The organism is Streptomyces sp. TAA486 (assembly GCF_000426165.1).
The window spans coordinates 448,533-472,904 of the sequence record NZ_AUEV01000002.1; the positions used below are offsets into that span (position 1 = coordinate 448,533).

Consider the following 24,372-nt stretch of genomic DNA (forward strand, 5'->3'; position numbering starts at 1 on the left):
TTCACCGTGCGGGGGTTGCTCTGCCGGAGCACAGCATGGTCGATCTTGAACGGAGCGCAAAATGCGCTGTCTGCCGCCCTCCCGGCTCCGCGGTGCCTCCGTACCCGGCGTGAGGCCCGCGCGGACTCGTTCGGGTGGTGTCCGTCAGGCTGGCTCACCGCGAGCGGCGCCGCGGCCAGCACCGGCGTGATCTGCGCCCGGACCGGTCCGTCACGGCGGCGGATAGGCTGCCGTCATGACGTGGTTGATCACAGGTGGGGCGGGCTACATCGGGGCGCACGTCGCGCGGACGATGGTGGAGGCCGGGGAGCGGGTGGTCGTCCTGGACGATCTCTCGGCGGCGGTGCCGGAGCGGCTGGAGGCGATGCCCGAGCCGCGGCCCGTCCTGGTGCGGGGTTCGGTGCTGGACCGTGAGCTGCTGGACCGTACGTTCGCCGAACACGGCATCACGGGCGTGGTGCATCTCGCTGCCCGCAAGCAGGTCGGGGAGTCCGTCGAGCAGCCCTTGCGCTACTACCGGGAGAACGTGCACGGGCTGACGGTGCTGCTGGAGGCGGTCGTCGCGGCGGGTGTGCCCCGCTTCGTCTTCTCCTCCTCCGCCGCGGTCTACGGCACGCCGGACGTCGGGCTCGTCACGGAGGACACCCCGTGCGTGCCGATGAATCCCTACGGTGAGACGAAGCTCACCGGCGAATGGCTCGTGCGCTCCACCGGCCGTGCCGCCGGCTTCGCCACGGCCTGCCTGCGCTACTTCAACGTCGCGGGCGCCGCCGAGCCGCGGCTGGCGGACACCGGGGTCTTCAACATCGTGCCGATGTTCTTCGACGCCCTCACCCGCGGCGAAGCTCCGCTGATCTTCGGCGACGACTACCCCACCCCGGACGGCACCTGCGTGCGCGACTACATCCACGTCCAGGATCTGGCCGAGGCGCACCTCGCGGCGGCACGCAGGCTCTCGCCGGCCGGCAGCGGCGGCGATCTCACCGTGAACATCGGCACCGGCAAGGGCCTGTCGGTACGGGAGATGGCGGATCTCGTCGCCGAGCTCACGGGGAAGCGCGAGCCCGCCGCGAAGGTCGCGCCACGGCGGCCCGGCGACCCGGCGCGCGTGGTCGCCTCGGCGGAACTCGCGGAGAAGGAGCTGGGCTGGACGGCCCGCCACAGCGTGCGCGACATGATCAACTCAGCGTGGGAGGGCTGGTGTCTGCGGCACCCCGGCGCACGCTGATCCCGGGCCCCGCCCGCTGATCCTCAGCGCCGTCCACCCCCGGACGGAAATCCCAGGTCACGGCACATGACAACGGTGTTCAGCGTCGCGTTGCACCTACCCGTCCGGCGTAGTTGACTTGCCACCGACAGGCGCGTGACGCACAGGACCGAGGACGCGGAGGCTCACAGCGATGGGCGCTGGGCACGCTCACGGAGGGCCCGCTCCGGCGGCAGGTGGCACCACGTCCGCGGCGTACCGAAAGCGGCTGCGGGTCGCGCTGTTCATCACGCTGGCCGTCCTCGTCACGCAGATCGTCGGCGGGCTGCTCGCCGATTCGCTCGCCCTGCTTGCGGACGCCGGGCACGTCGCGACCGACGCGCTCGGGCTCGGCATGGCGCTGCTCGCGATCCACTTCGCCAACAGGCCTTCGAGCGAGCGGCGCACCTTCGGTTTCGCGCGCGCCGAGATCCTCGCCGCGCTCGCCAACTGCCTTCTGCTGCTGGGCGTCGGCGGATACATCCTCTTCGAGTCGGTCGAGCGCTTCATCGAGCCGGCGGGGACCGACGGCGTTCTCACCGCGGTCTTCGGCGGCATCGGCCTCGTGGCGAACGTCGTCTCGCTCTCGCTGCTGCTGCGCGGCCAGCGGGAGAGCCTCAATGTGCGCGGCGCCTTCCTGGAGGTGCTGGCGGACGCTCTGGGTTCGCTCGCCGTGCTGATCTCCGCCGTGATCGTCGCGACGACGGGATGGCAGGGTGCCGACCCCGCAGCCTCCCTCGTGATCGGCGCGATGATCGTCCCCCGCACGCTCAAACTGGCGCGGGAGGCGCTGGACGTGCTGCTGGAATCGGCTCCGCGGGACGTGGACATGGCCGAGGTGCGCGAGCACATCCTCTCCGTCAAGGGAGTGGTCGGCCTGCACGATCTGCATGTGTGGACGATCACTTCCGGCATGCCGGTGCTCTCGGCCCACGTGGTGGTCACACAGCAGACCCTGGACACCGTGGGGCAGGAGCGCGTGCTGCACGACCTGCAGCTCTGCCTCGGTGACCATTTCGACGTCGCTCATTGCACGTTCCAGCTGGAGCCGCGCGGACATGCGGCCCACGAAGCGAAGTTGTGCCACTGATCTACGGCAGACTGGGGCACATTGCCTGCCGGCGGACGACGGACAGCCCCGATAGAAGGATCAACATGGCGAACAGCGCAGCGGCACCGATCATGCTCGAACTGGTCGACGAGGACGGGACCACGATCGGTACCGCGGAGAAGCTCTCCGCACATGTGGCACCGGGCCGGCTGCACCGCGCGTTCTCCGTGTTCCTCTTCGACGACGCGGGGCGGCTGTTGCTCCAGCGCCGAGCGCTCGGCAAGTACCACTCCCCCGGTGTGTGGTCCAACACCTGCTGCGGACATCCCTTTCCGGGCGAGTCGCCGTTCGCCGCAGCGGCGCGCCGCGTGAGCGAGGAGCTGGGGGTGGCACCCTTCCTGCTGCGTGAGGCGGGCACGGTCCGCTACAACCACCCCGACCCCGACTCGGGTCTGGTGGAGCAGGAGTACAACCACCTCTTCGCCGGACTCGTGCGTGCCGAACTGCGCCCCGACCCGGAGGAGATCGCCGAGACGGCGTTCGTCACCTCGGGCGAGCTGGACCGGCGTCAGGCCGAAGGGGCGTTCTCCACCTGGTTCATGACGGTGCTCGGCGCGGCGCGTCCGGCGATCGGCGACCTCACGGGAGCGGCGGCCGGCTGGTGACCTCCGGCGGCAGTGCCCCGCTGACGACGGGGATCGGCAGCGCGGCCCAGATCACCTTGCCTCCGGTTCCGGTCTGTTCGACGTCGCACACGCCGCCCGCCTCCGACGTGATCACCTTCACCAGCAGCAGGCCCCTGCCGCCGATGTGTTCCTGATCGGGGTCGGCGTCCAGGGCCTTGGGTCTGTAGGGGTGGCTGTCCTCCACGGCGATGCGCAGCCACCCGTTCTGCAGGCCCACCTCCACTCCGATCTCGGGTGACAGCAGCGCCGCGTGCCGTACGGCGTTCGTGGCCAGCTCGGAGAGGATCAGCAGCAGGTTCTGCAGGACCTCGTCCGGCACGGCGCCCTGGCGCCGGATGAGATCGCGCACGGCGTGCCGCAGTTGCGGCACGGAGGAGTCCAGCGCGGGGGCCGTGAACCGCCAGTTCCCCTCACGGACCGGCGCTTCGGCTCGCTCCTGCACCGGCAGGGCGACCGGGAACACTCCACCCGCTCCGGGCCCGATGGCCCTGTGGTTCTCCATTTCCCGCACCCCCGATCCTCTCCGAGTGCTCTTGCACGCGAGCGTTCTTGCAGATGTACGTGCATAGAGTGTTGGTATGCCGGAGGCCAAGTCCTGCCCACTGACCGCAAGTCGGCACTTATCGATGGCAATTGACAGAAGACTTCCGTGCGGGACGGCTCTGTGACAGAGCTTGCATCCACGCTCAGGCAGCCGCAGGCCACTGCCCGGCTACGATCCGCGCATGGAGCGAGCACGACCCGGGCAGCACGGACCAGGCGCCCCGCAGACACCCAGGACCCCTCAGGCACAGCAGTCGCAGGGAGCGCAGCAGGCACCGCCCACGCTGCTCACGGAGTACGCGGACGGCGTGGCCACCCTCGTCCTCCACAATCCGGCCAAGCGCAATGCGATGACCGAGGCCATGTGGCGCGAGCTGCCCGGGGTGCTCTCAGCCCTCGCCGACGACACGTCCGTGCGTGTCCTCGTCGTCACGGGCGCGGAGAACACCTTCTGTGCGGGCGCAGACATCTCCACGCTGCGTCATTCCGTGGAGTCCTCGCAGGGACTCGCGGTGGCTGCCGAGGAGGCGCTGAGCGCGTTCCCCAAGCCGACGCTGGCCGCCGTGCGCGGTCACTGCGTCGGAGGCGGCGCCCAGCTCGCGGCGGCGTGCGATCTGCGGTTCGCCGCGCAGGGTTCGCTGTTCGGCGTCACACCGGCGAAGCTCGGCATCGTCTATCCGGCGTCGTCCACACAGCGCCTCGTGCGGCTCGTGGGGCCCTCGACGGCCAAGTACCTGCTCTTCTCAGGCGAGTTGATCGATGCGGACCGTGCGCTGCGCACCGGGTTCGTGGACGAGGTGCACCCGCAGGAGGGCCTGGACGAGCGGGTCGGCGTCTTCACGCGCACGCTCGTGGAGCGTTCGCAGCTGACCCAGGCGGCCGCCAAGGAGTTCACGCGGAGCACCGTGGACGCATCCCGTACGGAGTACTGGCGGCGGGTTGCCGCGGAGAGCGGCGAAGCGGCCGAGGGTGCCGCCGCGTTCATGGAGCGGCGGTCCCCGCACTTCCGCTGGACGCCGGGCCCGGAGAGTCCTGAAGGCCCGAAAAACGCGCAAAGCCCGGAAGGCCCGGCCAACCCGTAGTGCCGGGGCCGGGACGTTCCGTCCCGGTGGCCCGCCGCTGCCCGGCTGCCGCAGGGAGGCCCCGGGACAGGACACTTACCTATCGGTAACGTGTGGTCATGACGTCTCTCCCGGAACGCGCCGCCCGCCGGTGCCACAACATGCTCAACCCACTCCACTCGGCCGTGTACTTCTCCCCCACGCTGGCCAAGGAGCTCGCCCCGTACGGCATCGAGGACACCAGTGCCGTCTACCTCGCGGGACGTGCCGCGCCTCTCGGTGCGGCGAGCGCCGGCACGGTCACGGCCACCTTCTACAACTTCAGCCACACCCTCGTCTCACGCTTCGTGCCGGCCGTGTGGGAGTCCGCCTCCCCTGCGACGGTGCTCGCCGCGCGGCTGCGGGCCGTCGACGCGATGCTGCGCGACCTGCTCGGCGAAGAGGCCATCTCCTCCCCGGAGATGGCCGAAGCCGCACAGCTGGCGCTGAAGGCCACCGAAGGGTGTACGCGCCCGGGCCGTCCCCTCTGCGCCGCCAACGCGGAACTCCCCGTGCCGGAAGCACCGCACCTGGCCTACTGGCACGCCGCGACCGTGCTTCGCGAACACCGGGGCGACGCACACATAGCCGTACTGCTCTCGGCGGGACTGGATCCGCTGGAGGCCCTCGTCAGTCACACGGCCAGCGGTCGCGGTATGGCGCCCAAGTGGGTGCTGGGGACCCGCGGTTACAACCAGCAGGACTGGACGGCGGCCCAGGAGCGGCTGCGGGAACGGGGGCTGCTGGACGCCGAGGGCGAACTCACCGAGGAAGGCAACTCACTCCGCAAGGAGATGGAGTACAGCACCGACCGTATGGACAGGGCCCCTTATGAACACCTTGGTGAGGCGGGCGTGGCACGGCTCACCGAACTGGCGGGAGGCTTCGCCGCGTCGGCCGTGAACGCGGGCGCCTTCCCTGCCGACCTGTTCAGCAAGTGACAAGGGCCAAGTGAAAAGGGATACGGACCGGTTGGCCGCGGCCGCCCCGGCAGTGGCCCGAGGTTTGCGTCCGCCGCACGGGGCTACCCGGTCGGCATGTTCCGAGCAATCGCAGACGCACTCCGCATGGTCGGAGGTGCCATCGCGACCGTGGTGACCCTGCCCTTCCGCCTGGTGGCCCGTCTCTTCGGCGGCGCATCGAGGGCGGGCCGCAGGGTCTGAACCCCCGTATCACCCGACAGGACAACGGGAGACGCCACAACGACCGGGCCCGCGTGCGGAGTTTTCCGTACGCGGGCCCGGTCCGTACCTCCGCCTGGTGGTGCCACCTGCCACAATGCAGGCTCACCGGGGACACCCAGCACCAAGAAGGCGGACCAACCATCGTGACGACGACCATCGAAGGCAGGATCGCCGAGGAACTCGGCGTACGGGAGCGGCAGGTCAAGGCCGCCGTCGAGCTGCTCGACGGCGGGTCGACCGTGCCGTTCATCGCGCGCTACCGCAAGGAGGCGACGGAGCTCCTCGACGACGCGCAGCTGCGCTCCCTCGAGGAGCGGCTGCACTATCTGCGCGAGCTGGAGGACCGGCGCGAGGCGGTTCTCGAATCCGTCCGGTCGCAGGGCAAGCTCGACCCGAAGCTGGAAGAGCAGATCCGCACGGCCGAGACGAAGGCCCGCCTGGAGGACATCTACCTGCCCTTCAAGCCCAAGCGCCGCACCAAGGCACAGATCGCCCGCGAAGCCGGCCTGGAGCCGCTCGCCGACGGGCTGCTGGGCGACCCGAGCGTGCAGCCGGAGGCGGCGGCCGCCGCATTCGTCGACGACGAGAAGGGTGTGGCCGACGCGGCCGCGGCGCTGGAGGGTGCCCGTGCCATTCTCTCCGAGCGCTTCAGCGAGGACGCCGACCTGATCGGCGAACTGCGCGAGCGCATGTGGCTGCGGGGCCACCTCGCCGCCAAGGTGCGCGAGGGCAAGGAGGAGCAGGGCGCCAAGTTCAAGGACTACTTCGACTACACCGAAGCCTTCACGGAACTGCCCTCGCACCGGGTGCTGGCCATGCTCCGCGGTGAGAAGGAAGAGATCCTCGATCTGACGCTGGAGCCGGAGGAGCCGGGCGAGACCGCGCCGCGGGGCACGCCCAGCTCGTACGAATCCACCGTCGCGCAGCGCTTCGGGGTGCGCGACGAGGGCCGGCCCGGCGACGCCTGGCTGCAGGAGACGGTGCGCTGGGCATGGCGTACGCGCATCGTGGTGCGCCTCGGCCTGGATCTGCGGCTGCGGCTGCGTACCGCCGCGGAGGACGAGGCGGTCGGCGTCTTCGCGTCGAACCTGCGTGACCTGCTGCTGGCCGCGCCCGCGGGCACGCGCTCCACGCTGGGCCTCGACCCCGGTCTGCGCACGGGCGTGAAGGTCGCCGTCGTCGACGCGACCGGCAAGGTGGCCGCGACGGACACCGTCTATCCGCACGCTCCGCAGAAGCAGTGGGACCAGTCCCTGGCCAAGCTTGCCGTGCTGGCGCGGGAGCACTCCGTGGAGCTGATCGCCATCGGCAACGGCACGGCTTCCCGTGAGACCGACAAGCTGGCGACCGAACTCATCGCCCAGCAGCCGGAGTTGAAGCTGACGAAGGTCACGGTCTCGGAGGCGGGCGCCTCCGTGTACTCGGCCTCGGCCTACGCCTCGCAGGAACTGCCGGACCTGGACGTCTCGTTGCGCGGCGCCGTCTCCATCGCACGGCGGCTCCAGGACCCGCTCGCGGAGCTGGTCAAGATCGACCCCAAGTCGATCGGCGTGGGTCAGTACCAGCACGATCTGTCCGAGGTGAAGCTGTCGCGCTCGCTCGACGCCGTGGTCGAGGACTGCGTGAACGGCGTCGGTGTGGACGTGAACACGGCGTCCGCACCGCTGCTCTCCCGCGTCTCGGGCATCGGCACGTCCCTCGCGGAGAACATCGTCGCGCACCGCGACGGCCAGGGCCCCTTCAAGAGCCGCCGCGAACTGAAAGACGTGGCGCGGCTGGGCCCGAAGGCGTACGAGCAGTGCGCGGGCTTCCTGCGCATCCGCGACGGCGAGGACCCTCTGGACGCCTCCAGCGTGCACCCCGAGTCCTACCCCGTCGTCCGCACGATGGTGAGCACCACCGGCACCGACGTGCCCTCGCTCATCGGCAACACGGCGGTGCTGCGCTCCCTCGACGCGAAGCAGTTCGTGGATGAGACGTTCGGCCTGCCCACCGTCACGGACATCCTGCGTGAGCTGGAGAAGCCCGGCCGCGACCCGCGTCCCGCCTTCAAGACGGCCGCGTTCAAGGAAGGCGTGGAGAAGCTCACGGACCTCGAAGAGGGGATGGTCCTGGAGGGCGTCGTCACGAACGTGGCCGCGTTCGGTGCCTTCGTGGACGTGGGTGTGCACCAGGACGGGCTCGTGCATGTGTCCGCGATGTCGAAGTCGTTCGTGAAGGACCCGCGGGACGTCGCCAAGCCCGGCGACATCGTGAAGGTGAAGGTCCGCGAAGTCGATGCGGCCCGCAAGCGCATCTCGTTGACGATGCGTCTGGACGACGACACCTCCGCGGCCGGTTCGGGTTCCGGCGAGGGCGGCGGTGGCGGTGAGCGCCGTAAGCGCCAGGGCGCCAACGACCGCACGCCCGGACCCCGCAAGGGCGGCGGCGGACGGCAGGGCGGAGGCCGTCCCGAGGGCAGGAAGCAGAACGGGGGCGGCAACGGCGGCAGGCAGCAGCGCCGCGACTCCGCGCCCGCGAACAGCGAGATGGCCGACGCGCTGCGCCGGGCCGGGCTGCTGGGCGGCGACGGCAAGAAGAAGCGCTGAGCGAAAGCGTGTTGCGCGGGCGCGGGCCGTCCCTCAGGGGCGGCCCGGCCCGCGCGGTTGCCGTCGTTTCACATCGGGCCCGTCCAAGCCCGCCTTGAGCTGGGCGGGTGGAGGACTGAGACAGAGATCAATTCCGCCACCAGTCGTCGAGCGGGGTCACCGGAACGGTCCGCTTGTGCCGGGTCGCCAGGTAGAGCGACTCCACCTTTGCCGCCAGGTCAGGCGTGACGTCGGCGCCTTCCAGATAGGCGTCGATCTCGCTGTACTTCAGGCCGAGTGCCACCTCGTCGGGCAGCGCAGGCCGGTCGTCCTCGAGGTCGGCGGTCGGCACCTTCTCCCAGACGCTCGGCGGCGCGCCCAACTCCTGGAGCAGCGCCGCGCCTTGGCGCTTGGTCAGGCCGGTCAGCGGGGTGACGTCGACACCGCCGTCGCCGTACTTGGTGAAGAACCCGGTCACCGCCTCGGCCGCGTGGTCGGTGCCCACGACGAGGAGGCTCAGCTGCCCCGCGATCGAGTACTGGATCACCATGCGTTCGCGGGCCTTGATGTTGCCGCGCACGAAGTCCCGCAGCTCGGGCTCATCGCCCAGCAACTCCCGCAGACCGAGCGCCGTCTCAGCGGCCACGGCGTCCGCGCTCGGCTTGACGTTCACCGTGACCGACCGGTCAGGGTGGATGAACCGCAGCGCGATCTGCGCGTCGCGCTCGTCGGCCTGGACGCCGTGGGGCAGCCGCACCGCGACGAAAGTGGCCTCATGCCCTTCGGCACGCAGCTCCTCACTGGCGAGCTGGCACAACCTGCCGGTCAGCGTGCTGTCCTGGCCCCCGCTGATCCCGAGCACGTAGCCCCTGGCCGAGGTCGACCGCAAGTAGTGCTTGAGGAAGTCGATCCGTTGCCGGATTTCCACTTTTGGCACAACAGCCGTATTGACGCCCAGTTCAGCGAGAATCTGCTCCCGTAGGTTTGCCATCCACGCACTGTACTGAAGGGGTCGAGGGACAGGACGTTACGGAATCCGACAGCGTCACTCGCCCTACCGGAACGGCGACCGCCCCGTGTCCCGTGCCATCAGTCACGGGACGACGCGTTCCGTGACCAGGCCGCCGGTCACCTCGATGTGCCGCGTCGTGTGGACGGCGTCCAGCATGCGGCGGTCGTGAGTGACGAGCAGCAGCGTGCCCTCGTAGGAGGCCAGCGCTGACTCCAGCTGCTCGATGGCCGGCAGGTCGAGATGGTTCGTCGGCTCGTCCAGCACCAGCAGGTTCACACCGCGCCCCTGAAGCAGCGCCAGCGCCGCCCGCGTCCGCTCGCCGGGTGAGAGTGTCACCGCGGGGCGCAGCACGTGACGTGCCGAGAGCCCGAACTTCGCGAGCAGCGTGCGTACTTCCTCGGGCTCCACTTCCGCGGCATCGCGGAAGGCGTCCAGCAGGCTCTCCTCCCCGTGGAAGAGGCGGCGTGCCTGGTCGACCTCGCCGACGACCACGCCGGACCCCGAAGAGGCGCTCCCGGCGTCGAGTTCGGTCCTGCCGAGCAGCGCGGCGAGCAGCGTCGACTTGCCCGCGCCGTTGGGCCCGGTGACGGCGACGCGGTCGCGCCAGTCGATCTGGAGGTCGACCGGTCCCAACACGAAGTTTCCGCGGCGCACTTGGGCGCCCCGGAGCGTGGCGACGACGGATCCGGAACGAGGTGCGGCGGCGATCTCCATGCGCAACTGCCACTCCTTGCGCGGCTCCTCCACGGCCTCGGCGTCGAGGCGTTCGATCATCCGGTCCGTCTGCCGTGCCTTGGCGGCCTGTTTCTCCGTCGCCTCGATGCGGGCGTTGCGCAGCGTCTTGTCGTTGTCGGGCATCTTCCGGCGGGCGTTGCGCACGCCCTTGTCCATCCAGCCGCGCTGCTGCCGCGCCCGGGCCTGCAGTCCGGCACGGGTGCGTGCGTACTCCTCGTACTCCTCGCGTGCGTGCCTGCGCGCGCGTTCGCGCTCATCCAGGTAGCTGTCGTATCCGCCGCCGTACTGGCGCACGAGCTGCTGCGCGAGGTCGAGTTCGAGCACGCTGTCCACGGTCCGGGAGAGGAATTCCCGGTCGTGGCTGACGAGCACCGTGGCGGCGCGCAGGCCGGTGACGAAGGTCTCCAGGATGTCGAGACCGTCCATGTCGAGGTCGTTCGTCGGCTCGTCCAGCAGGAAGACGTCGTAGCGGCTGAGCAGCAGTGACGCCAGGGAGGTACGGGCGGCCTGACCGCCGGAGAGGGTCATCATCGGACGGTCGAGGGCCACGTCCAGTCCGAGCCGGGCGGTGACTTCCTCCGCCCTCTCGCTCAGGTCGGCGGCGCCGAGGGCCAGCCAGCGTTCCAGCGCGAGGGCGTAGGTGTCCTCGGCTCCGTTGCGGTTCTCCTCCAGGGCGCGGGTGCTCTCATCCAGCGCCGTCTGAGCCGCCGCCACGCCGGTGCGGCGTTCCAGGAAGGCGCGGACGGTCTCGCCCGCACGCCGCTCCGGTTCCTGCGGAAGGTGCCCCACGGTCGCCGTCGGCGGGTTGAGCGACACCTCCCCCTCCTCGGGGCTCACCAGCCCGGCGAGCATGCGAAGCAGGGTGGACTTGCCGGCGCCGTTCACCCCGACGAGGCCCATCACTTCTCCGGGCGCGACGACGAGATCCAGTCCGGAGAAGAGCGAGCGGTCGCCGTGACCGGCCGCGAGTGCCTTGGCGACAAGAGTGGCGGACATGGCCGCCGATGCTACGGGCACTTCCGCCGGCGGTCGCGCGCATTTCGGGGTGCGACGGCAGCGCGGCCCGCCGGAGAGGCGGGGGCGCCCGCGCCGGGTCACTCCCCCGGATGGGTCTCCAGGTCGAGCGCTGCGGCCCGGACGTCAGGCGCGTCGTGACGGCGCATCGACCGCAGCAGGTCACGCCACGGCTCCGCCCAGCCCGATGCCGGGTTGACGGCGGCGGCCAGCGTCACGGCCAGCAGCCCCGCCGCGGTGCCGCCGTCATCGGCGAGCTCCTGTGCCACGGGCAGCAGCCGCTCCCTGGTCTCCGACGGACGCTGGACGGGGCGGAGCGAGCGGCGCAACTCCTCGGCCGTCCGCCATGCCAGCGCGGGCCGGTGGGTGTGCAGACCGGCGATGCCGCGCAGCTGCCGGCCCAGGGTCTCCGCGTCGCTCTCCAGGGTCACCGCCGAGCAGAGCAACCTCGCCGCGATCGGTATGAACTCCTCGTGCCCGGCGAGGAGTACGCCCGTTCGTCCGGCGGGGCGGCGGGCGATGCCCCGCTGCTTCGCACACTCGCCGAGGGTCAGCGCCAGGTGTTCGACACGGCGCCGGGCCGGGCGGTCGCGGTCGGCACGGGCGTCGGGCGTGTCGGGCGCGGAGTCCGCGGCGATGAGCCCGGACAGCACCTGTTCGAGTGTGCGGCCGGTACCGGGCAGCGTGATCACCAGCTCGATGAGTCCCTCGGCGGCCTGCCGCCAGGTGCCGCGGTTGCCCAGGTCGGTGACGGCCGAGGAGAGTACGGCCGCCGCGCCCGGTGCCCACAGCGCCCAGTCGGCCAGCGAGGAGTAGACGGCCTCGGTCACACCCCGGTCGTCCGCGTGGCACAGGCCGCTGATCATCCCGGCGTACCGTTCCCGGTGCCGCTCGGGCAGTTCGAGGGGACGTGCACGCAGCAGGGCGTGGCGCAGTACGGGCACGCCCCGTGCCGCGGATTCGACGAGCTCCCAGGCGCGGTCGTCGTCCAGCAGGCGCGGCGCGCACGTGACGCAGGCTGCCTTCACATCCGGGTGCTGGCCCGGCAGCGAGTAGACCTTCAGCAGCAGCTCCGCGGCCTCGGCGAGGGGCAGGCATTCCACGGCGAGCCGCACCGCCGCCTTGTGCCCGACGACCGGCGTGGCCCCGGTCCGGGACTCCTCCGGGCCGTCCTCTGCGCCCGGGCCGCCCTCTTCCTCCGTCGCCCGCTTCCGGGACGCCGGAAGCAGCAGGCGGTGCAGCACGTCCGACAGCCGCCACGGGTCCGTGTAGCGGAACGCGCGTCCCAGCGCGGGGACGGCGATGCGCGCACGGCCGTCGCGGACATGCTCCAGCAGCAGCGACAGCGCCTCATCGGGGCGGTCGGTCCGGACGGTGGCCGCCAGGGCGGTGTCTGCGAGTTCCGACTCTGCCTCGACGGGGTCGTTCGCCCACAGCCGCAGCTCTCTGCCGCCCTCGCCGGGGATCGCGGCGAGCCGCCGCAACGCGGCCCGCCGGGTGGGCATGTCGCTGGTGTTGTCGTCCGCTTCCTGCGCCAGAAGCTTGGCGGCGGCGCGCAGTTGGCGGGGAAGCCAGCGCGCCGTGCACTTGCCGACCGGAGGCTGCGGACGGCGGGTCTCCTTGCTGAGGAACCGGCCGCAGGGCGGGGTGGCGTCCAGGACGGGGTCGAGGAGATCGGTGCGCCGCGTCGTGATCGTCCGCGAGATGCTGGGGAGGAGGGCCGCGGAGCCGTCCACGGCGAGCACCCGCTCGGCTCTCTCCGCCCTCGTCGCCGGCTCGGCCATCCACAGTTCGACGGCTGTACGGGCGGTGGACTCGGTGCCGAACTGAACGGCCTGCCACAGCAGTTGCTGAAGTTCCGGCATCCCGGCCGCGCGTCTGCCGACGGCCCGCGCGAGCGCGAACGTCAGGCCATGGTCGTCGTTCTCGGCGCCCGCCTCCAGCCAGTAGCGCAGTGCCTCGAAGACGGCGTACTCCCCGCCGCGCGGCAGCCTCCTGTCGAGATGACCGAGGTCCGCCGCGTCGGTGTTGCCCGTGAGCCTGACGATCGTGCGCAACGCCCAGCCGGTCAGGCCCTGTTGGGAGCCGGCCACGTGTTCGCGCAGCACGGAACGGGCGAGGCGGCCGAGGGCGGCGCGGCTCTCGTGCGACGAGCCCGCCGCTCCCACGGCGTCACCCGCCACACGGTCCAGATGCTCGACGGCCTCGTCCTCGAAGAGTCCCGCCGGCAGGTCCGCGAGCGCGCCGAGCGCGGCGGCCCGTACGGACTCGTGCTCGTCGCGCAGCCGCGCCATGTCCGCCACGAGGGCCGTCACGACGGTCCTGTTGCCGCCGTGACGCTGCGCGGTGTGCTCGGCCTGCCTCACCAGCATCGGCCAGGCCAGCGCCCTGTCCTCGGGCGAGGGACGGCGGGTGGCGGCGGTGACCTCCGCGTACGCCGATTCGTCGGGCAGATGGGCGAGCGCGGCCATGACGGTGGACCAGTGCGCTCCGCGGGCCCGCGCCTGCAGTGACATCCGCCGCGCCTCGTCCTCCCGGAGGTCGTGCGGCAGAGCCCGGAGCACATCTTCGTGGACCGGTGCGTGGGCACGCTCCTCGGCGTCGGTCACCGCTTCGTAGAACTCGGCCCGGCGGCCGGGCGGCAGCGCGTGCAGCAGCTCCGCAAGACGGGCCGGGTTGCCTCTGAACACCCGTCCCAGATCCTCGAGTTCGGACGGATCGACGTGCACGAGACGCCTCAGCACGGGCGCCGGCAGACCGGTCTCGCGCAGCCCGTCGATCTGCGCGGGACGCAGCAGCAGCCGGAGCGCGCGGCCGGCGTCGGCCGAGACGAGCCGCACGAGGTGCGGGAGGAACTCCGGGTCCAGCAGGCCGCCTTCGCGGTACTGCTCCAGCAGATCCAGCACGCGCCGCGGCCGGTCGTCCGCGGTGCGGGCGACGCCTGCGCCGTACCGTCGCCACCACTGCTCGCGCAGCACGTGGGGCAGATCATCCAACTGCCGTCCCGCCTCTGCCAGCAGGATGTCCGGGTGGCGGGCCGCGAGCGAGCGCCAGCCGGTGACGGCATGGAAGAGCGCCGGCAGCAGCCGGGCCGCCGTGTCCGGCCCGCAGGCGGGGAGCAGCCGCGCGGCCTCCCGGTCGCCCCAGCGGCCGCGGACGGCGTCGATCAGGCCGTCGGCGAGCTCCGTGCGACGGCCCCTGACGATGGTGCGCACCAGTTGGGCCCGTACGGCGGACGGCGCGTCGTGCAGGGCCACCCACAGCGCGTCGTCGCTGACGTCGGCGGAGGGTGCGGCTGCCGCGCGCTGGGCGTGACCGCGGATGAAGGGGTCGGGGTGTGCCAGCCGGGCGGAGAGGTAGTCGGTGTCCTGGCCGGCGCAGGCGGCGATGACGGCGATCCGCTGCCCGTACGTGCCGTGCTCCTCGAGCCCGTGCAGAAGACCCGTCAGCTCCTCGCGGTCGGCAGCCCGTGCGTGGGCGGCGACCTGCCGGGTGCGCTGCGGAGACGCGAGCGGCTCGAGGCCGTCGAGAAATTCGGTGGCGGCTGCACGGGACATGGCCGGGATTCTGCCCGCTGTCTGTGCGCTGCGTAAGAGTTCTTCGCAGGGATGTGCAGGACGTGAGTGTTTTGCGGCCGATACGTGTGCACGAGAGGGTCGCGGGAAGGGTGCTTCCCGCCGAACGGTGCCCACGCGGCGCCGCGGGATAACGTCGCGGCATGGATGAAGTGATCGTCGTGGGCGGCGGGGTGAGCGGACTGACGACGGCCGTGCTTCTCGCCGAGCGCGGCATGAACGTGCGGGTGTGGAGCCGCGACGACGACGCGGACACCGCGTCGGGGATCTCCGGGGGCCTGTGTTGGCCGTACCGCATCGAACCCGCGGAGAAGGCGCTGGAGTGGGCGGTGCGTTCCTTCCGGAAGTTCGCATGGCTCTCCGAACAGCCGGCACTCACGGGGGTGCGGCTGATGCGGGGCACCCTGGAGGGCGGTGCCGCCTCCACGGTGCCGCCGGAGTGGATCTCACTCATCGGGTCACCGCCACGCACCCCTCTTGTCGACATGCAGACCTATCTCCCTTATCTGCGAGGCCGGTTGACAGCCGCCGGCGGCCGCTGCGAGCAGCGCTCGCTCACCTCCCTCGCCGAGGCGTCGGCCGAGGCGCCGGTGGTGGTCGACTGCAGCGGACTCGGCGCGCGCGAACTGACCGGGGACACCGGGATGCGGCCCGTACGGGGACAGATCGTCGTCGTGGAGAACCCGGGGATCGAGGAGTGGTTCCTCTCGTCCGAGGCGGGGACGAGTGACACCACGTACGTGTTTCCGCAGCCCTACGGTCTGCTGCTGGGCGGCACGGCCGACGAGGACGCGGAGGAGACCACGCCCGACCCGGCCACCACGAGGGCCATCGTGGAGCGCTGCGCCCGCGTCCACCCCGAGATCGCGCAGGCGCGGATCCTCGAGGTCCGGGTGGGCCTGCGCCCGTACCGCCCGCGCGTACGGCTGGAGACGGAGACGCTGCCGGACGGTGCGCTGTGCGTGCACAACTACGGTCACGGCGGCGGGGGTGTCACGGTCTCGTGGGGCTGCGCCCTGGAGGCGGTGCGGCTACTCGGGGCCGCCGGGCACAGGACCGGAAGCGGCTGAGTAGCAACGGCCGATGCCAATCGCATGGCATTCATATGGAGATGCGTACGAAACAGATACGGCGTTCGAGCGGAGTACATACCCTGCGACTGTTCACATCGCGCATCTCTGCGCTGTCGCAAGGGAGTTGGAGGACTCGTGCGTCAAAGACTCATCGTTACGGGCGCGGTGGCTGCCGTTCTCGCGTTGACGGTCCCGGCCTCGGCTGCCGATGCCGGACCCTCACCGGGCGCGCCCGGGGCGGGAGACTCCTACTACCCGGACTACGGCAACGGCGGCTACGACGTCTCGCACTACGACCTGCGGCTGAAGTACCAACCCAAGACGGACGAACTGAGCGGGACGACGACGGTCCTCGCCAGGGCCGAGCAGGATCTCAGCCGGTTCAACCTGGACTTCGCGCTCGACGTGAAGGAAGTGCACGTCAACGGACGCAAGGCGAAGGTGAGCGCCACCGGTGCCCACGAACTGGAGATCACGCCCGCCGAACCGCTGAAGAAGGGTGAGCGGTTCAGCGTCGTCGTCCGCTACTCGGGCATCCCCTCCGAGGTCGAGGTCAGCGGCTTCACCTCGTGGCAGCGCACGCCCGACGGAGGGGTCGCGGCCAACGAGCCGGAATCGGCGTGGTGGTGGTACCCCAGCAACGACCACCCCAGCGACAAGGCGACCTTCGACATCAGCATCGCGGTGCCCAAGGGTTACAAGAGCCTCAGCAACGGCGACCTGGTCTCCGAGGAACCGGCGGGAGGCGGCTGGACCCGTTCCAACTGGCGCTCCGGCCAGCCGCAGGCCACGTATCTGGCGACCATGGCCGTGGGCAAGTTCGACGTCACGAAGAGCAAGACGGAGAGCGGCATCCCCGTCGTCAACGCCTACAGCGAGAGCCTCGGCGACGAGGACGGTTCGGCACGCGCCAGCATCGAGCGCACCGCCGAGATCACCGACTGGCTGGAGACCGTCTTCGGCAAGTACCCGTTCAGCTCCGTCGGCGGCTATGTGCCCGCCACCGGCGCAGGCTTCGCTCTCGAGACCCAGACGCGGCCGTTCTACGGCAACGCGCGCTTCAAGAAGGGCACCGACGTCTCCGTCGTCGTGCACGAGCTCGCGCACCAGTGGTACGGGGACAGCGTCTCGGTGCGCAACTGGCGCGACATCTGGCTCAACGAGGGCTTCGCCTCGTACGCGTCATGGCTGTGGTCGGAGAAGGAGGGCGAGGGCACGGCACAGGAGATCGCCTCCGAGGTCTACGAGTCGTATCCCGCGAAGGACCCGTTCTGGAAGGTCAGCCCCGGCGACCCGGGAGCGGAGAACCAGTTCCACGGCGCCGTCTACGACCGTGGTGCCATGGCGCTCCAGGCGCTGCGCAACAAGATCGGCGACAAGGACTTCTTCAAGATCCTCGAGGGCTGGCAGACCGAGCGCAAGGGCGGCAACGCGCGCGTCGAGGACTTCATCAAGTACTCCGAGAAGGCCTCCGGCAAGTCCCTCTCGTCGCTGTTCGACACCTGGCTGTACAAGACCTCGAAGCCCAAGAAGCCGGCACTCGGCGGCGAGGTGAACGCCACGAACGGCAAGCAGGAGCGGCCGAAGTCGTGGGACGAGATCCAGGCCGTGCACGGCGCGCACCGCCACTGAACCACGGCACGCCGTACCAGCACCGGCACCTCACGCCACACACACCACATGGCCCGGCCCCGGAAGCGCTGTCCGCTCCCGGGGCCGGGCCGCGTGCCGGCCGCATGCGGCCGGCTCAGGCGTTCCCCATCGGCACGGGCTTGATGACCGCGAAGACCGCCCCCTGCGGATCCTGAACGACCGCCATCCGGCCCGCCATCATGTCGAACGGCGGAACGAGCACCGAGCCGCCCGCCCGGGTCAGGGCGTCGACCGTGCTGTCGGTGTCGTCGATCGCGAAGTACGTGATCCAGTGCGAGGGCGTCCCGGGCGGTGAGTTCTCCAGGCCCTGCATGCCGCCGATCGTCCGGCCCCCGACGTTGAGCGCGTGGTAGCCGGGCGCTCCCTCCATCGGCGCGGTCTCGATGCCGAGGTTGCGGTAGAAGGACTTGGCGGCGTCCAGGCCGGATGTGTTGAGCTCGCTCCAGATCACGGCGCCGTGCTCGTTGACCGTCCTCGCGCCGATGAAGTCCTTCGCCTGCCACAAGCCGAACACCGCACCCGTCGGGTCCTTGGCGACGGCCATGCGCCCGAGGTCCATCACGTCCATGGCCGGCACCGTGAGTGCCCCGCCGTTGTCCGTGATGCGCTCCGTGGCGGCGTCCGTGTCCTCCGTCGCCAGGTACATGGTCCACGCGGGCGGTGGGGGCGGCTGATCGTCGGGGGCCGTCGCGGCCATGATGCCCGCGACGGGCCTGCCCTGCTGGGTGCAGACCGAGTATCCGCCCGTGTCCGGCGGCCCGACCTCGCCCTGCCAGCCGAAGAGATCCTTGTAGAAGTCGAGGGCCGCCTGCTGGTCGGGGACCATCAAATCGACCCAGCACGGGACACCGGGTTCGTACCTCTCAGTTACCTCGGGCATGACAACTCCTTGTCGGGACTCGGTGGCGGTCACTGTGCCGAGACAGCTGTGCCCGGACCCTTCCGCCACGCCGCCCCCGGGCCCGGCGGGCACCGAATTCACCCGCATCCCCGCAACGGGACGAAGCCGCCGGTTTCAGGCGCGCGCGGCCTCGCGGTGCGCCTTGCGGGCCGCGTACGCCGGCGGCAGGAACCGCAGCCGTTCCGGCAGCCTCGGCACCACGGCTCCCACGACCCGCCCGAGTCGCACCAGTCGCCGCTCCTGCCGCGGCGACCACGGCAGTCCGATGGCCTCGCGGGCGTCCGGCGGCATGAAGCCAATGGTCACGAAGCGCTGGAAGCGGGTGAACCCGGGCCGCACCAGGGGCCACAGCAGTGTCAGCAGCAGGCGCACGGGGCGCGGACCGCGGTCGGGCGGTGGCACCCTGCGGCCGACGGAGATCAGCTCCTCCACGACAAGGGTCCTCTCCACCTCCTCGGAGAGCCTCCGCCGGAAGTACGGCCAGAACTCCTCGACTGTCTGCGGCATGTCCCGGTCCTGGATGCCGAGGACCCGCCCCACTTGAAGCCACTCGGCGTACAACTGCCGCTCCTCCTCCGGCGTGTACGGGCGGGGGCCGAGGTAGCGCCGAGAGTGCTGGAAGACGGGGAAGCCCGTGGCGTGCACCCACGCGTAGTTGGCCGGAGTCAGGGCGTGGTACTCACGCCCGTGCGCGTCGGCACCCTGGATCCCCCGGTGCAGGCGCCGAAGGCGGCGGCCCTCCTCGGCGGCCTCCTCGTCGCCGTAGACCCACAGCTGCACGCTCGTCACGGAACGCTCGGCCCGGCCCCACGGGTCGGTCCGGAAGACCGAGTACTCATCGACGCCGGCGCTGACAGCGGGGTGGGCGACCTGCATGGTCAGGGCCGCCGGCAGCGTCAGCAGCACCCGCACCTCGCCCGCGAGGTCCCACAACATGCCGTCCGGAGGGGGCGGCTGGGGCTCATCGCGGGCCGTGTGGGAGCCCTCGGAGCCCGTACCGCCTCCCCTGTCGCTGCTCGTGCTGCTCATCTTGTTCATCATGCTCCCAGCGGACGACGAATACCCGTACGTCTGTGGGTGGCCATTGCGTTCCTTCCCTTCCAGGCACTGCGCCACCGTCTGGCCGATTTGGCCACCGAATTGGAGTGCGCCCGGCTTTCTGAGGGCTCCCCTCCGGCCGCAGGCCCGACGGGGAGCCCGGAACCGGACCGCAGTGCGATGCGGAACCTGCCGAACTCTTCCCACGGGAGGCATCCATGGACAGACTGAGGAGGCAACCGGCCGAGCACACCGCCCCGGTAGGAACGCAGTTGACGGGCGGTTACGGCCACGACCGAACAGGACATGGAACGGCATTTGCGCGCACTGGCCCCTTTCACGGTCCACTGCGCCGGGAATGAGATCCAACGGGACGCAATCGGCAGGAGTTACCGCCTCGAGGCCGGTCCTGCACACCCGGGAGATCTGAACGGGCGGACGTATGTGAGCGATTGATCAGATGTTTTCGGCCTGCGGCTATGAATGATCGCTGCCTCCCCTATATTGGTGCGGCGCTGACCGGACTGTCGTGGCTCACTTCCCCTCCCTGCCCGGACCTGTCCCCACAAGGACCCTGATTGATGACCCCCGAGACCTCTCCACCCAAGAAGCGCTCCGCCCACGGCGCAGCGGCAGCTGGCTCCGGGCAGCCGCCGAAGAAGCCGAGAGCGGGGACGGGCACCGCGCTCGCGCTGCTCATAGCCGTGCTCGTCACCGGTCCGGCATGCCTGATCGCCGTCTACGCGGCGCCCCAGTCACTGCGCCCCGGCATCGCCTGGGGCAGCGGCGCGGCAGCACTCGCGCTGAGCATCGCGATCGCCGTCGCCACACGCAGCATCCTCGTCTCGCGCGGGCTGCGCGCAGTCGTCGCGCACCAGAACTCCGAAGCCGAGGCCGAGCGGGCGGTCGCAGCGCACTTCGCGGACGTCGTCGTCCCGATCCTGGTGGAGCGGCTCCGCTCGGGCGCCTCCGCGCAGACCGCCCTCGCCGCCGTACCGACGGTCGCCAACGCCACTCACCAGCGCGTCCTGCACTCCCTCGCCAACGAGGTGCACCGCGGTGAGGGCATGCGGGCCGCAGCGATGGCCGCGTGCGCCAACGCGGCGGGCCGCGTCCAGGCGCTGGCCACGAGCATGGCGGCGGACCTGCGGGAGATGGAGCACAAGTACTCCGACGAGGACGTCCTGGGCGACCTGCTGCACCTGGACCACCGCACGGCGCAGACGGGACGCCTCGCTGACTCCATCGCCGTGCTGACCGGCGCACGCACAGGGCGGCGCTGGGCCAAGCCCATCGTCATGGAGAGCATCCTGCGCGGCGCGATGGGACGCATCAGCGGCTACCAGCGCATACGCCTGCACTCCTCGTGCGACCTGGCCGTGGCCGGTCACGCAGCCGAGGGCGTGATGCACGCGCTGGCCGAACTCATGGACAACGCCGCCAACTTCTCGCCGCCGACCTCCGAGGTGCACGTCTACGTGGAGGAGGCCTCGGCCGGAGTCATCATCACCGTCGAGGACGGCGGCCTCGTCATGGGTGACGTCGCCCTGGAGCGCGCCCAGCAGGCCGTCTCCTCGGAGTCGCTGGACCTGACCAACCTTTCCGGTACGCGGCTCGGCCTCGCGGTCGTGGGACGGCTGGCCCACAAGCACAAGCTCTCCGTCTCCTTCCGCCCGTCGGCGCACGGGGGCACCGGCGTGCTGCTGATGATCCCTCAGATGCTGATCACCCAGGCGAAGCGGGAGGCCGAGACGCCGCCGCCCGCGCGGACCCGCGAGTCCGGTGCCGGCGCGAGTCCGCGTTCCTCCCCCGCGGCCGTCCCTTCCTCGGGGCCACGTCCGTCCGAGCCGGTCTCACTGTCGGGCGGCGGCGAGACGTCCCTGCCCGGCCGGGAGCCTGCGCGCACGAGCGAACTGCCCCGGCGCAGGCGCCCCGAGACCACCCCGGTGAGCGAGGGGACGGGACAGACCGAGCCGGCCCTGGACCTCTCGTCCGGGAACTCCGCCGAGCCCTCCCCCGAGCACACCTCCTTGACCGAGTCCGGCCCCAGCGGCCTGCCCAGGCGGCGCCGCGGACAGACACTCGCCGCGTCACACCGGCGCAGCGCGTCGTCCGAACCGGGGAATGCGGCCGAGCCGGCCAGATCGTCGGAGCAGTCCGGGTCGCGGTTCGGTGCCTTCCGCCGCGCTGTGCAGGGCGGTTCGTCCGCCCGGGAGAAGAAACCCGACGACGACGCTTCTTCCGTGTCCCCCTCCACCTCCTCTTCACGTCCGGAGGACAACACCGAATGATCACCGACGGCAAGCTCGACTGGCTGCTGGAGAGTCTGCTGAGGCGGACCCCGGGGGCGCGGCACGCGCTCGTGCTCTCCCGCGACGGACTCAAGTTGTGCAGTTCCGCGGAACTCGACATGGACCAGGCCGACCAGCTGGCCGCCATCTCCGCAGGGATCCAGAGCCTCTCCCACGGCGCGTCCGTGGAGTTCGGCAATGGCACCGGAGGCGTGCGGCAGGCAATGGCCGAGTTCTACGGCGGCATCCTCTTCGTGGTGGAGGCGGGCTCCGGAGCCCACCTGGCGGTCGTGGCGACGGAGGACTCGGACGTGGGCCTCATCGGCCACAACATGAACGAACTCGTCGAGCAACTCAGCGAGTACCTCACCACGCCGCCCAGGCAGCAGGACGAGACCAGAGACCCCGCATGAAACGGCCGGGCCGGGACGACGACCCGGACCGGCTGTACACCGTCACGGGTGGGCGCAGCCGGTCCGGCACCGGCGCCTTCGACCTGGTGACGCTGGTGGTCAGTGAGTGCGAGCCGACCCCCGGGATGCAGTCGGAGCACGCCTCCATCCTGCGGATCTGCCACTCACCGACGGCGGTGGTCGAGATCGCAGCGGATCTCGGGCTGCCCGTGAGCATCGTCCGGATCCTCCTCGGCGACCTGCACGCCACGGGCCGGATCACCGCCCGCCATCCGCGTACGGCTGCAGCCGCGGATCAACTCCCCGATCCAGAAATCCTGAAGCAGGTGCTCGTTGGACTCCGCAACCTCTGATCTGACCGGAACCCGCCCGCCACTGCGCAGCACCGCCGACAACGGCCTCAAGATCGTCATTGTCGGCGGTTTCGGTGTCGGCAAGACGACGATGGTGCGCTCCGTCAGCGACATCCGTCCGCTCAACACCGAGGAGACGATGACGCGGGCGGGAGAAGGCGTCGACGACGCGGACGGCGTTCCCAGCAAGACGACGACCACGATCGCCTTCGACTTCGGGCGCATCAGCCTCAACGACCGGACGGTGCTGTACCTGTTCGGGGCGCCGGGCCAGGAGCGCTTCTGGTTCCTGTGGGACCGGCTCTTCACCGGCACGCTCGGCGCGGTCGTGCTCGTGGACACGCGCCGGCTCGTCGACTCCTGGTACGCGATCGACCGGCTCGAAGCGCACGGCATGCCCTTCATCGTCGCCCGGAACGACTTCGGCGGCCCCGAGTACTCCGCCGACGACGTGCGCGAGGCGCTCGACCTGCCCGACAACATCCCGCTCATCGAGTGCGATGCCCGTTCCCGTGAGTCCAGCAAGGAAGTGCTGATCACCCTCGTCAATCACCTGTACACCCTGTCCTCCTCCGCCCGGGAGAGCGCTCAGTGACCACGCCAGACCCGCAGTCCGCCTCCGACGAGTCCCGGGCGGCGACCGGCGACTCCGCCGATGGGCGGGCCGCACCGTCGTCCGGATGCCCAGCGCACCCTGACGCCGTCCCCATGTTCGGGACCCGCTTCATCAGCGAGGACCGGGGGAAGCTCTACCGGGAGATGCGCGAGCAGCACGGTCCCATCGCTCCCGTGACCCTCGTCGGCGACGTACCGGCCTGGCTGGTGCTGGGCTATCGCGAACTTCACCAGATCACCGGCAACCCCGGTCTGTTCACGCGTGATTCGTCGGTGTGGAACATGTGGGACGAGATACCGCCGGACTGGCCGCTGATGCCGATGGTGGGCCGTCAGCCGTCGATCCTCTACGAGGTGGGCGCCCGCCACGAGCGCCGGTCGACACTGGTGAGCGACGCGCTGCGCGAGGTCGACCCGTTCGAGCTGCGCACCCACTCCGAGCAGCACGCCGACGAGCTCATCGACGCCTTCTGCGGAAGCGCCCGGGCCGACCTCGTCGACCAGTACGCCATGCAGCTCCCGGCCCTCGTGCTGGCGCGGATCTTCGGCTTCACCGGCGAGGACGGCGCCGCGCTCGTCCCGAGCATCAACGCGGTCGTCGACGGATCCGACGGCGCGATCGAGGGCAGGCAGTATCTCCAGCGCGCCATGGGGACACTGCTGCGCTCCCGCGCCATCGCACCCGCCGGCGACGTCGCCACGCGGATGCAGACGCATCCCAACTCGGGTGAGTTCTCCTCGGAGGAGATCCTCGAGGACATGATGGTCGACCTGATCGCGGGCCATCAGCCGACCGCCGACTGGATCAGCAACTCGCTGCGGCTGATGCTCACCGACGACCGGTTCGCCGCCTCCCTCGCGGGAGGACGTGCCAGCGTCGGCGAGGCGATGAACGAGGTGCTGTGGGAGGAGACGCCCACGCAGAACATCGCCGGGCGCTGGACGACGCGCGACACCCAGCTCGGCGGCAGGCGCATCCAGGGCGGGGACCTGCTCGTCCTCAGTTTCGCCGCCGCCAACGCCGACCCGCACATCCGCCCGGACCAGCACTCCTTCACGGGCGGTAACAGCGCCTTCTTCTCCTTCGGGCACGGCTCCCACCGCTGCCCGTACCCGGCACAGGAGATCGCCGAGGGCATCGCGCGTACGGGCATCGAGGTGCTGCTGGACAGGCTTCCGGACGTCGATCTGGCCGTGGACGAGGAGGAGTTGGCGTGGCGCCCCTCCCCTTTCCTGCGCGGCCTGGAGTCGCTGCCCGTCACCTTCACGCCCACCTCCGCCGTCGGCGGGCGGTGAACCTACCGGCCCGTCGACGGGGAGCG

The 24,372-nt window shown here is 70.8% G+C and carries 20 protein-coding genes; 14 read left to right on the forward strand and 6 right to left on the reverse strand.

Features of this window, described 5'->3' with window-relative positions; translation table 11 throughout:
* Nucleotides 1–235: 235 nt before the first annotated feature.
* From galE to idi, 3 genes are all read left to right on the forward strand, one after another.
* Complete coding sequence (gene galE / locus I004_RS0105950) at nucleotides 236–1,228, forward strand: UDP-glucose 4-epimerase GalE (RefSeq protein WP_028434724.1); 993 nt, start codon at nucleotides 236–238, stop codon at nucleotides 1,226–1,228.
* Nucleotides 1,229–1,400: 172 nt separating this feature from the next.
* Entirely contained in the window at nucleotides 1,401–2,336 is a 936-nt protein-coding gene (locus tag I004_RS0105955; protein WP_028434725.1) for a cation diffusion facilitator family transporter, read from the forward strand.
* Nucleotides 2,337–2,401: 65 nt separating this feature from the next.
* Entirely contained in the window at nucleotides 2,402–2,962 is a 561-nt protein-coding gene (idi, locus tag I004_RS0105960) for an isopentenyl-diphosphate Delta-isomerase (RefSeq protein WP_051344740.1), read from the forward strand.
* On the opposite strand, the gene I004_RS0105965 is transcribed toward idi, so the two are convergent.
* The gene (locus tag I004_RS0105965; protein WP_078510863.1) at nucleotides 2,937–3,485 is read right to left on the reverse strand and encodes an ATP-binding protein; all 549 of its coding nucleotides are present in this window, start codon (nucleotides 3,483–3,485) and stop codon (nucleotides 2,937–2,939) included. The two genes, idi and I004_RS0105965, sit on opposite strands and share 26 nt — an antisense overlap.
* Nucleotides 3,486–3,708: 223 nt before the next feature.
* Between I004_RS0105965 and I004_RS32495 the strand changes: the two genes are divergently transcribed.
* The 4 genes from I004_RS32495 (at nucleotide 3,709) to I004_RS0105985 (ending at nucleotide 8,398) form a co-directional block, all read left to right on the forward strand.
* The gene (locus I004_RS32495; RefSeq protein ID WP_078510864.1) at nucleotides 3,709–4,608 is read left to right on the forward strand and encodes an enoyl-CoA hydratase/isomerase family protein; all 900 of its coding nucleotides are present in this window, start codon (nucleotides 3,709–3,711) and stop codon (nucleotides 4,606–4,608) included.
* Between the two features lie 98 nt (nucleotides 4,609–4,706).
* Nucleotides 4,707–5,567, forward strand: coding sequence for an SCO6745 family protein (locus tag I004_RS0105975; protein WP_028434728.1), 861 nt, complete (start codon nucleotides 4,707–4,709; stop codon nucleotides 5,565–5,567).
* A gap of 96 nt (nucleotides 5,568–5,663) precedes the next feature.
* Nucleotides 5,664–5,789, forward strand: coding sequence for an LPFR motif small protein (locus I004_RS40180; RefSeq protein ID WP_281393654.1), 126 nt, complete (start codon nucleotides 5,664–5,666; stop codon nucleotides 5,787–5,789).
* Between the two features lie 164 nt (nucleotides 5,790–5,953).
* Nucleotides 5,954–8,398, forward strand: coding sequence for a Tex family protein (locus I004_RS0105985; RefSeq protein ID WP_028434729.1), 2,445 nt, complete (start codon nucleotides 5,954–5,956; stop codon nucleotides 8,396–8,398).
* A gap of 127 nt (nucleotides 8,399–8,525) precedes the next feature.
* Here I004_RS0105985 and nadE read toward each other — a convergent pair whose 3' ends face one another.
* From nadE to I004_RS0106000, 3 genes are all read right to left on the reverse strand, one after another.
* Nucleotides 8,526–9,368: an ammonia-dependent NAD(+) synthetase gene (gene nadE / locus I004_RS0105990; RefSeq protein ID WP_028434730.1), complete on the reverse strand. Its 843-nt coding sequence runs from the start codon at nucleotides 9,366–9,368 to the stop codon at nucleotides 8,526–8,528.
* A gap of 102 nt (nucleotides 9,369–9,470) precedes the next feature.
* Nucleotides 9,471–11,120 carry an ABC-F family ATP-binding cassette domain-containing protein gene (locus I004_RS0105995; RefSeq protein WP_028434731.1) on the reverse strand — a complete coding sequence of 550 codons (1,650 nt, stop codon included), beginning with the start codon at nucleotides 11,118–11,120 and terminating at the stop codon, nucleotides 9,471–9,473.
* Nucleotides 11,121–11,218: 98 nt separating this feature from the next.
* On the reverse strand, nucleotides 11,219–14,695 hold the full coding sequence (locus tag I004_RS0106000) for a hypothetical protein (RefSeq protein ID WP_037975075.1): 3,477 nt from the start codon (nucleotides 14,693–14,695) through the stop codon (nucleotides 11,219–11,221).
* A gap of 161 nt (nucleotides 14,696–14,856) precedes the next feature.
* On the opposite strand from I004_RS0106000, the gene I004_RS0106005 reads away from it, so the two are divergent.
* Both I004_RS0106005 and I004_RS0106010 read left to right on the forward strand, forming a co-directional pair.
* The gene (locus I004_RS0106005) at nucleotides 14,857–15,783 is read left to right on the forward strand and encodes an FAD-dependent oxidoreductase (protein ID WP_028434733.1); all 927 of its coding nucleotides are present in this window, start codon (nucleotides 14,857–14,859) and stop codon (nucleotides 15,781–15,783) included.
* Between the two features lie 138 nt (nucleotides 15,784–15,921).
* Nucleotides 15,922–17,418: a M1 family metallopeptidase gene (locus I004_RS0106010; protein WP_028434734.1), complete on the forward strand. Its 1,497-nt coding sequence runs from the start codon at nucleotides 15,922–15,924 to the stop codon at nucleotides 17,416–17,418.
* A 115-nt stretch (nucleotides 17,419–17,533) separates the two neighbouring features.
* Here the strand turns inward: I004_RS0106010 and I004_RS0106015 are convergent, their stop codons facing one another.
* A complete protein-coding gene (locus I004_RS0106015) occupies nucleotides 17,534–18,319 on the reverse strand; it encodes a VOC family protein (protein WP_028434735.1) in 786 nt (261 codons plus the stop codon).
* A 135-nt stretch (nucleotides 18,320–18,454) separates the two neighbouring features.
* A complete protein-coding gene (locus I004_RS32500) occupies nucleotides 18,455–19,369 on the reverse strand; it encodes an oxygenase MpaB family protein (protein ID WP_078510890.1) in 915 nt (304 codons plus the stop codon).
* A gap of 590 nt (nucleotides 19,370–19,959) precedes the next feature.
* Between I004_RS32500 and I004_RS0106030 the strand changes: the two genes are divergently transcribed.
* The 5 genes from I004_RS0106030 to I004_RS0106050 are packed head-to-tail and all read left to right on the forward strand — an operon-like array spanning nucleotide 19,960 to nucleotide 24,346.
* Nucleotides 19,960–21,669: an ATP-binding protein gene (locus I004_RS0106030; RefSeq protein WP_078510865.1), complete on the forward strand. Its 1,710-nt coding sequence runs from the start codon at nucleotides 19,960–19,962 to the stop codon at nucleotides 21,667–21,669.
* Complete coding sequence (locus I004_RS0106035; RefSeq protein WP_028434737.1) at nucleotides 21,666–22,082, forward strand: roadblock/LC7 domain-containing protein; 417 nt, start codon at nucleotides 21,666–21,668, stop codon at nucleotides 22,080–22,082. Before I004_RS0106030 ends, I004_RS0106035 begins: the two co-directional genes overlap by 4 nt.
* Complete coding sequence (locus tag I004_RS0106040) at nucleotides 22,079–22,435, forward strand: DUF742 domain-containing protein (RefSeq protein WP_028434738.1); 357 nt, start codon at nucleotides 22,079–22,081, stop codon at nucleotides 22,433–22,435. Before I004_RS0106035 ends, I004_RS0106040 begins: the two co-directional genes overlap by 4 nt.
* Nucleotides 22,416–23,030 carry an ATP/GTP-binding protein gene (locus tag I004_RS0106045; RefSeq protein ID WP_028434739.1) on the forward strand — a complete coding sequence of 205 codons (615 nt, stop codon included), beginning with the start codon at nucleotides 22,416–22,418 and terminating at the stop codon, nucleotides 23,028–23,030. The genes I004_RS0106040 and I004_RS0106045 overlap by 20 nt, the downstream gene beginning before the upstream one ends.
* Nucleotides 23,027–24,346 carry a cytochrome P450 gene (locus I004_RS0106050; RefSeq protein ID WP_078510866.1) on the forward strand — a complete coding sequence of 440 codons (1,320 nt, stop codon included), beginning with the start codon at nucleotides 23,027–23,029 and terminating at the stop codon, nucleotides 24,344–24,346. Before I004_RS0106045 ends, I004_RS0106050 begins: the two co-directional genes overlap by 4 nt.
* Nucleotides 24,347–24,372: the final 26 nt, after the last annotated feature.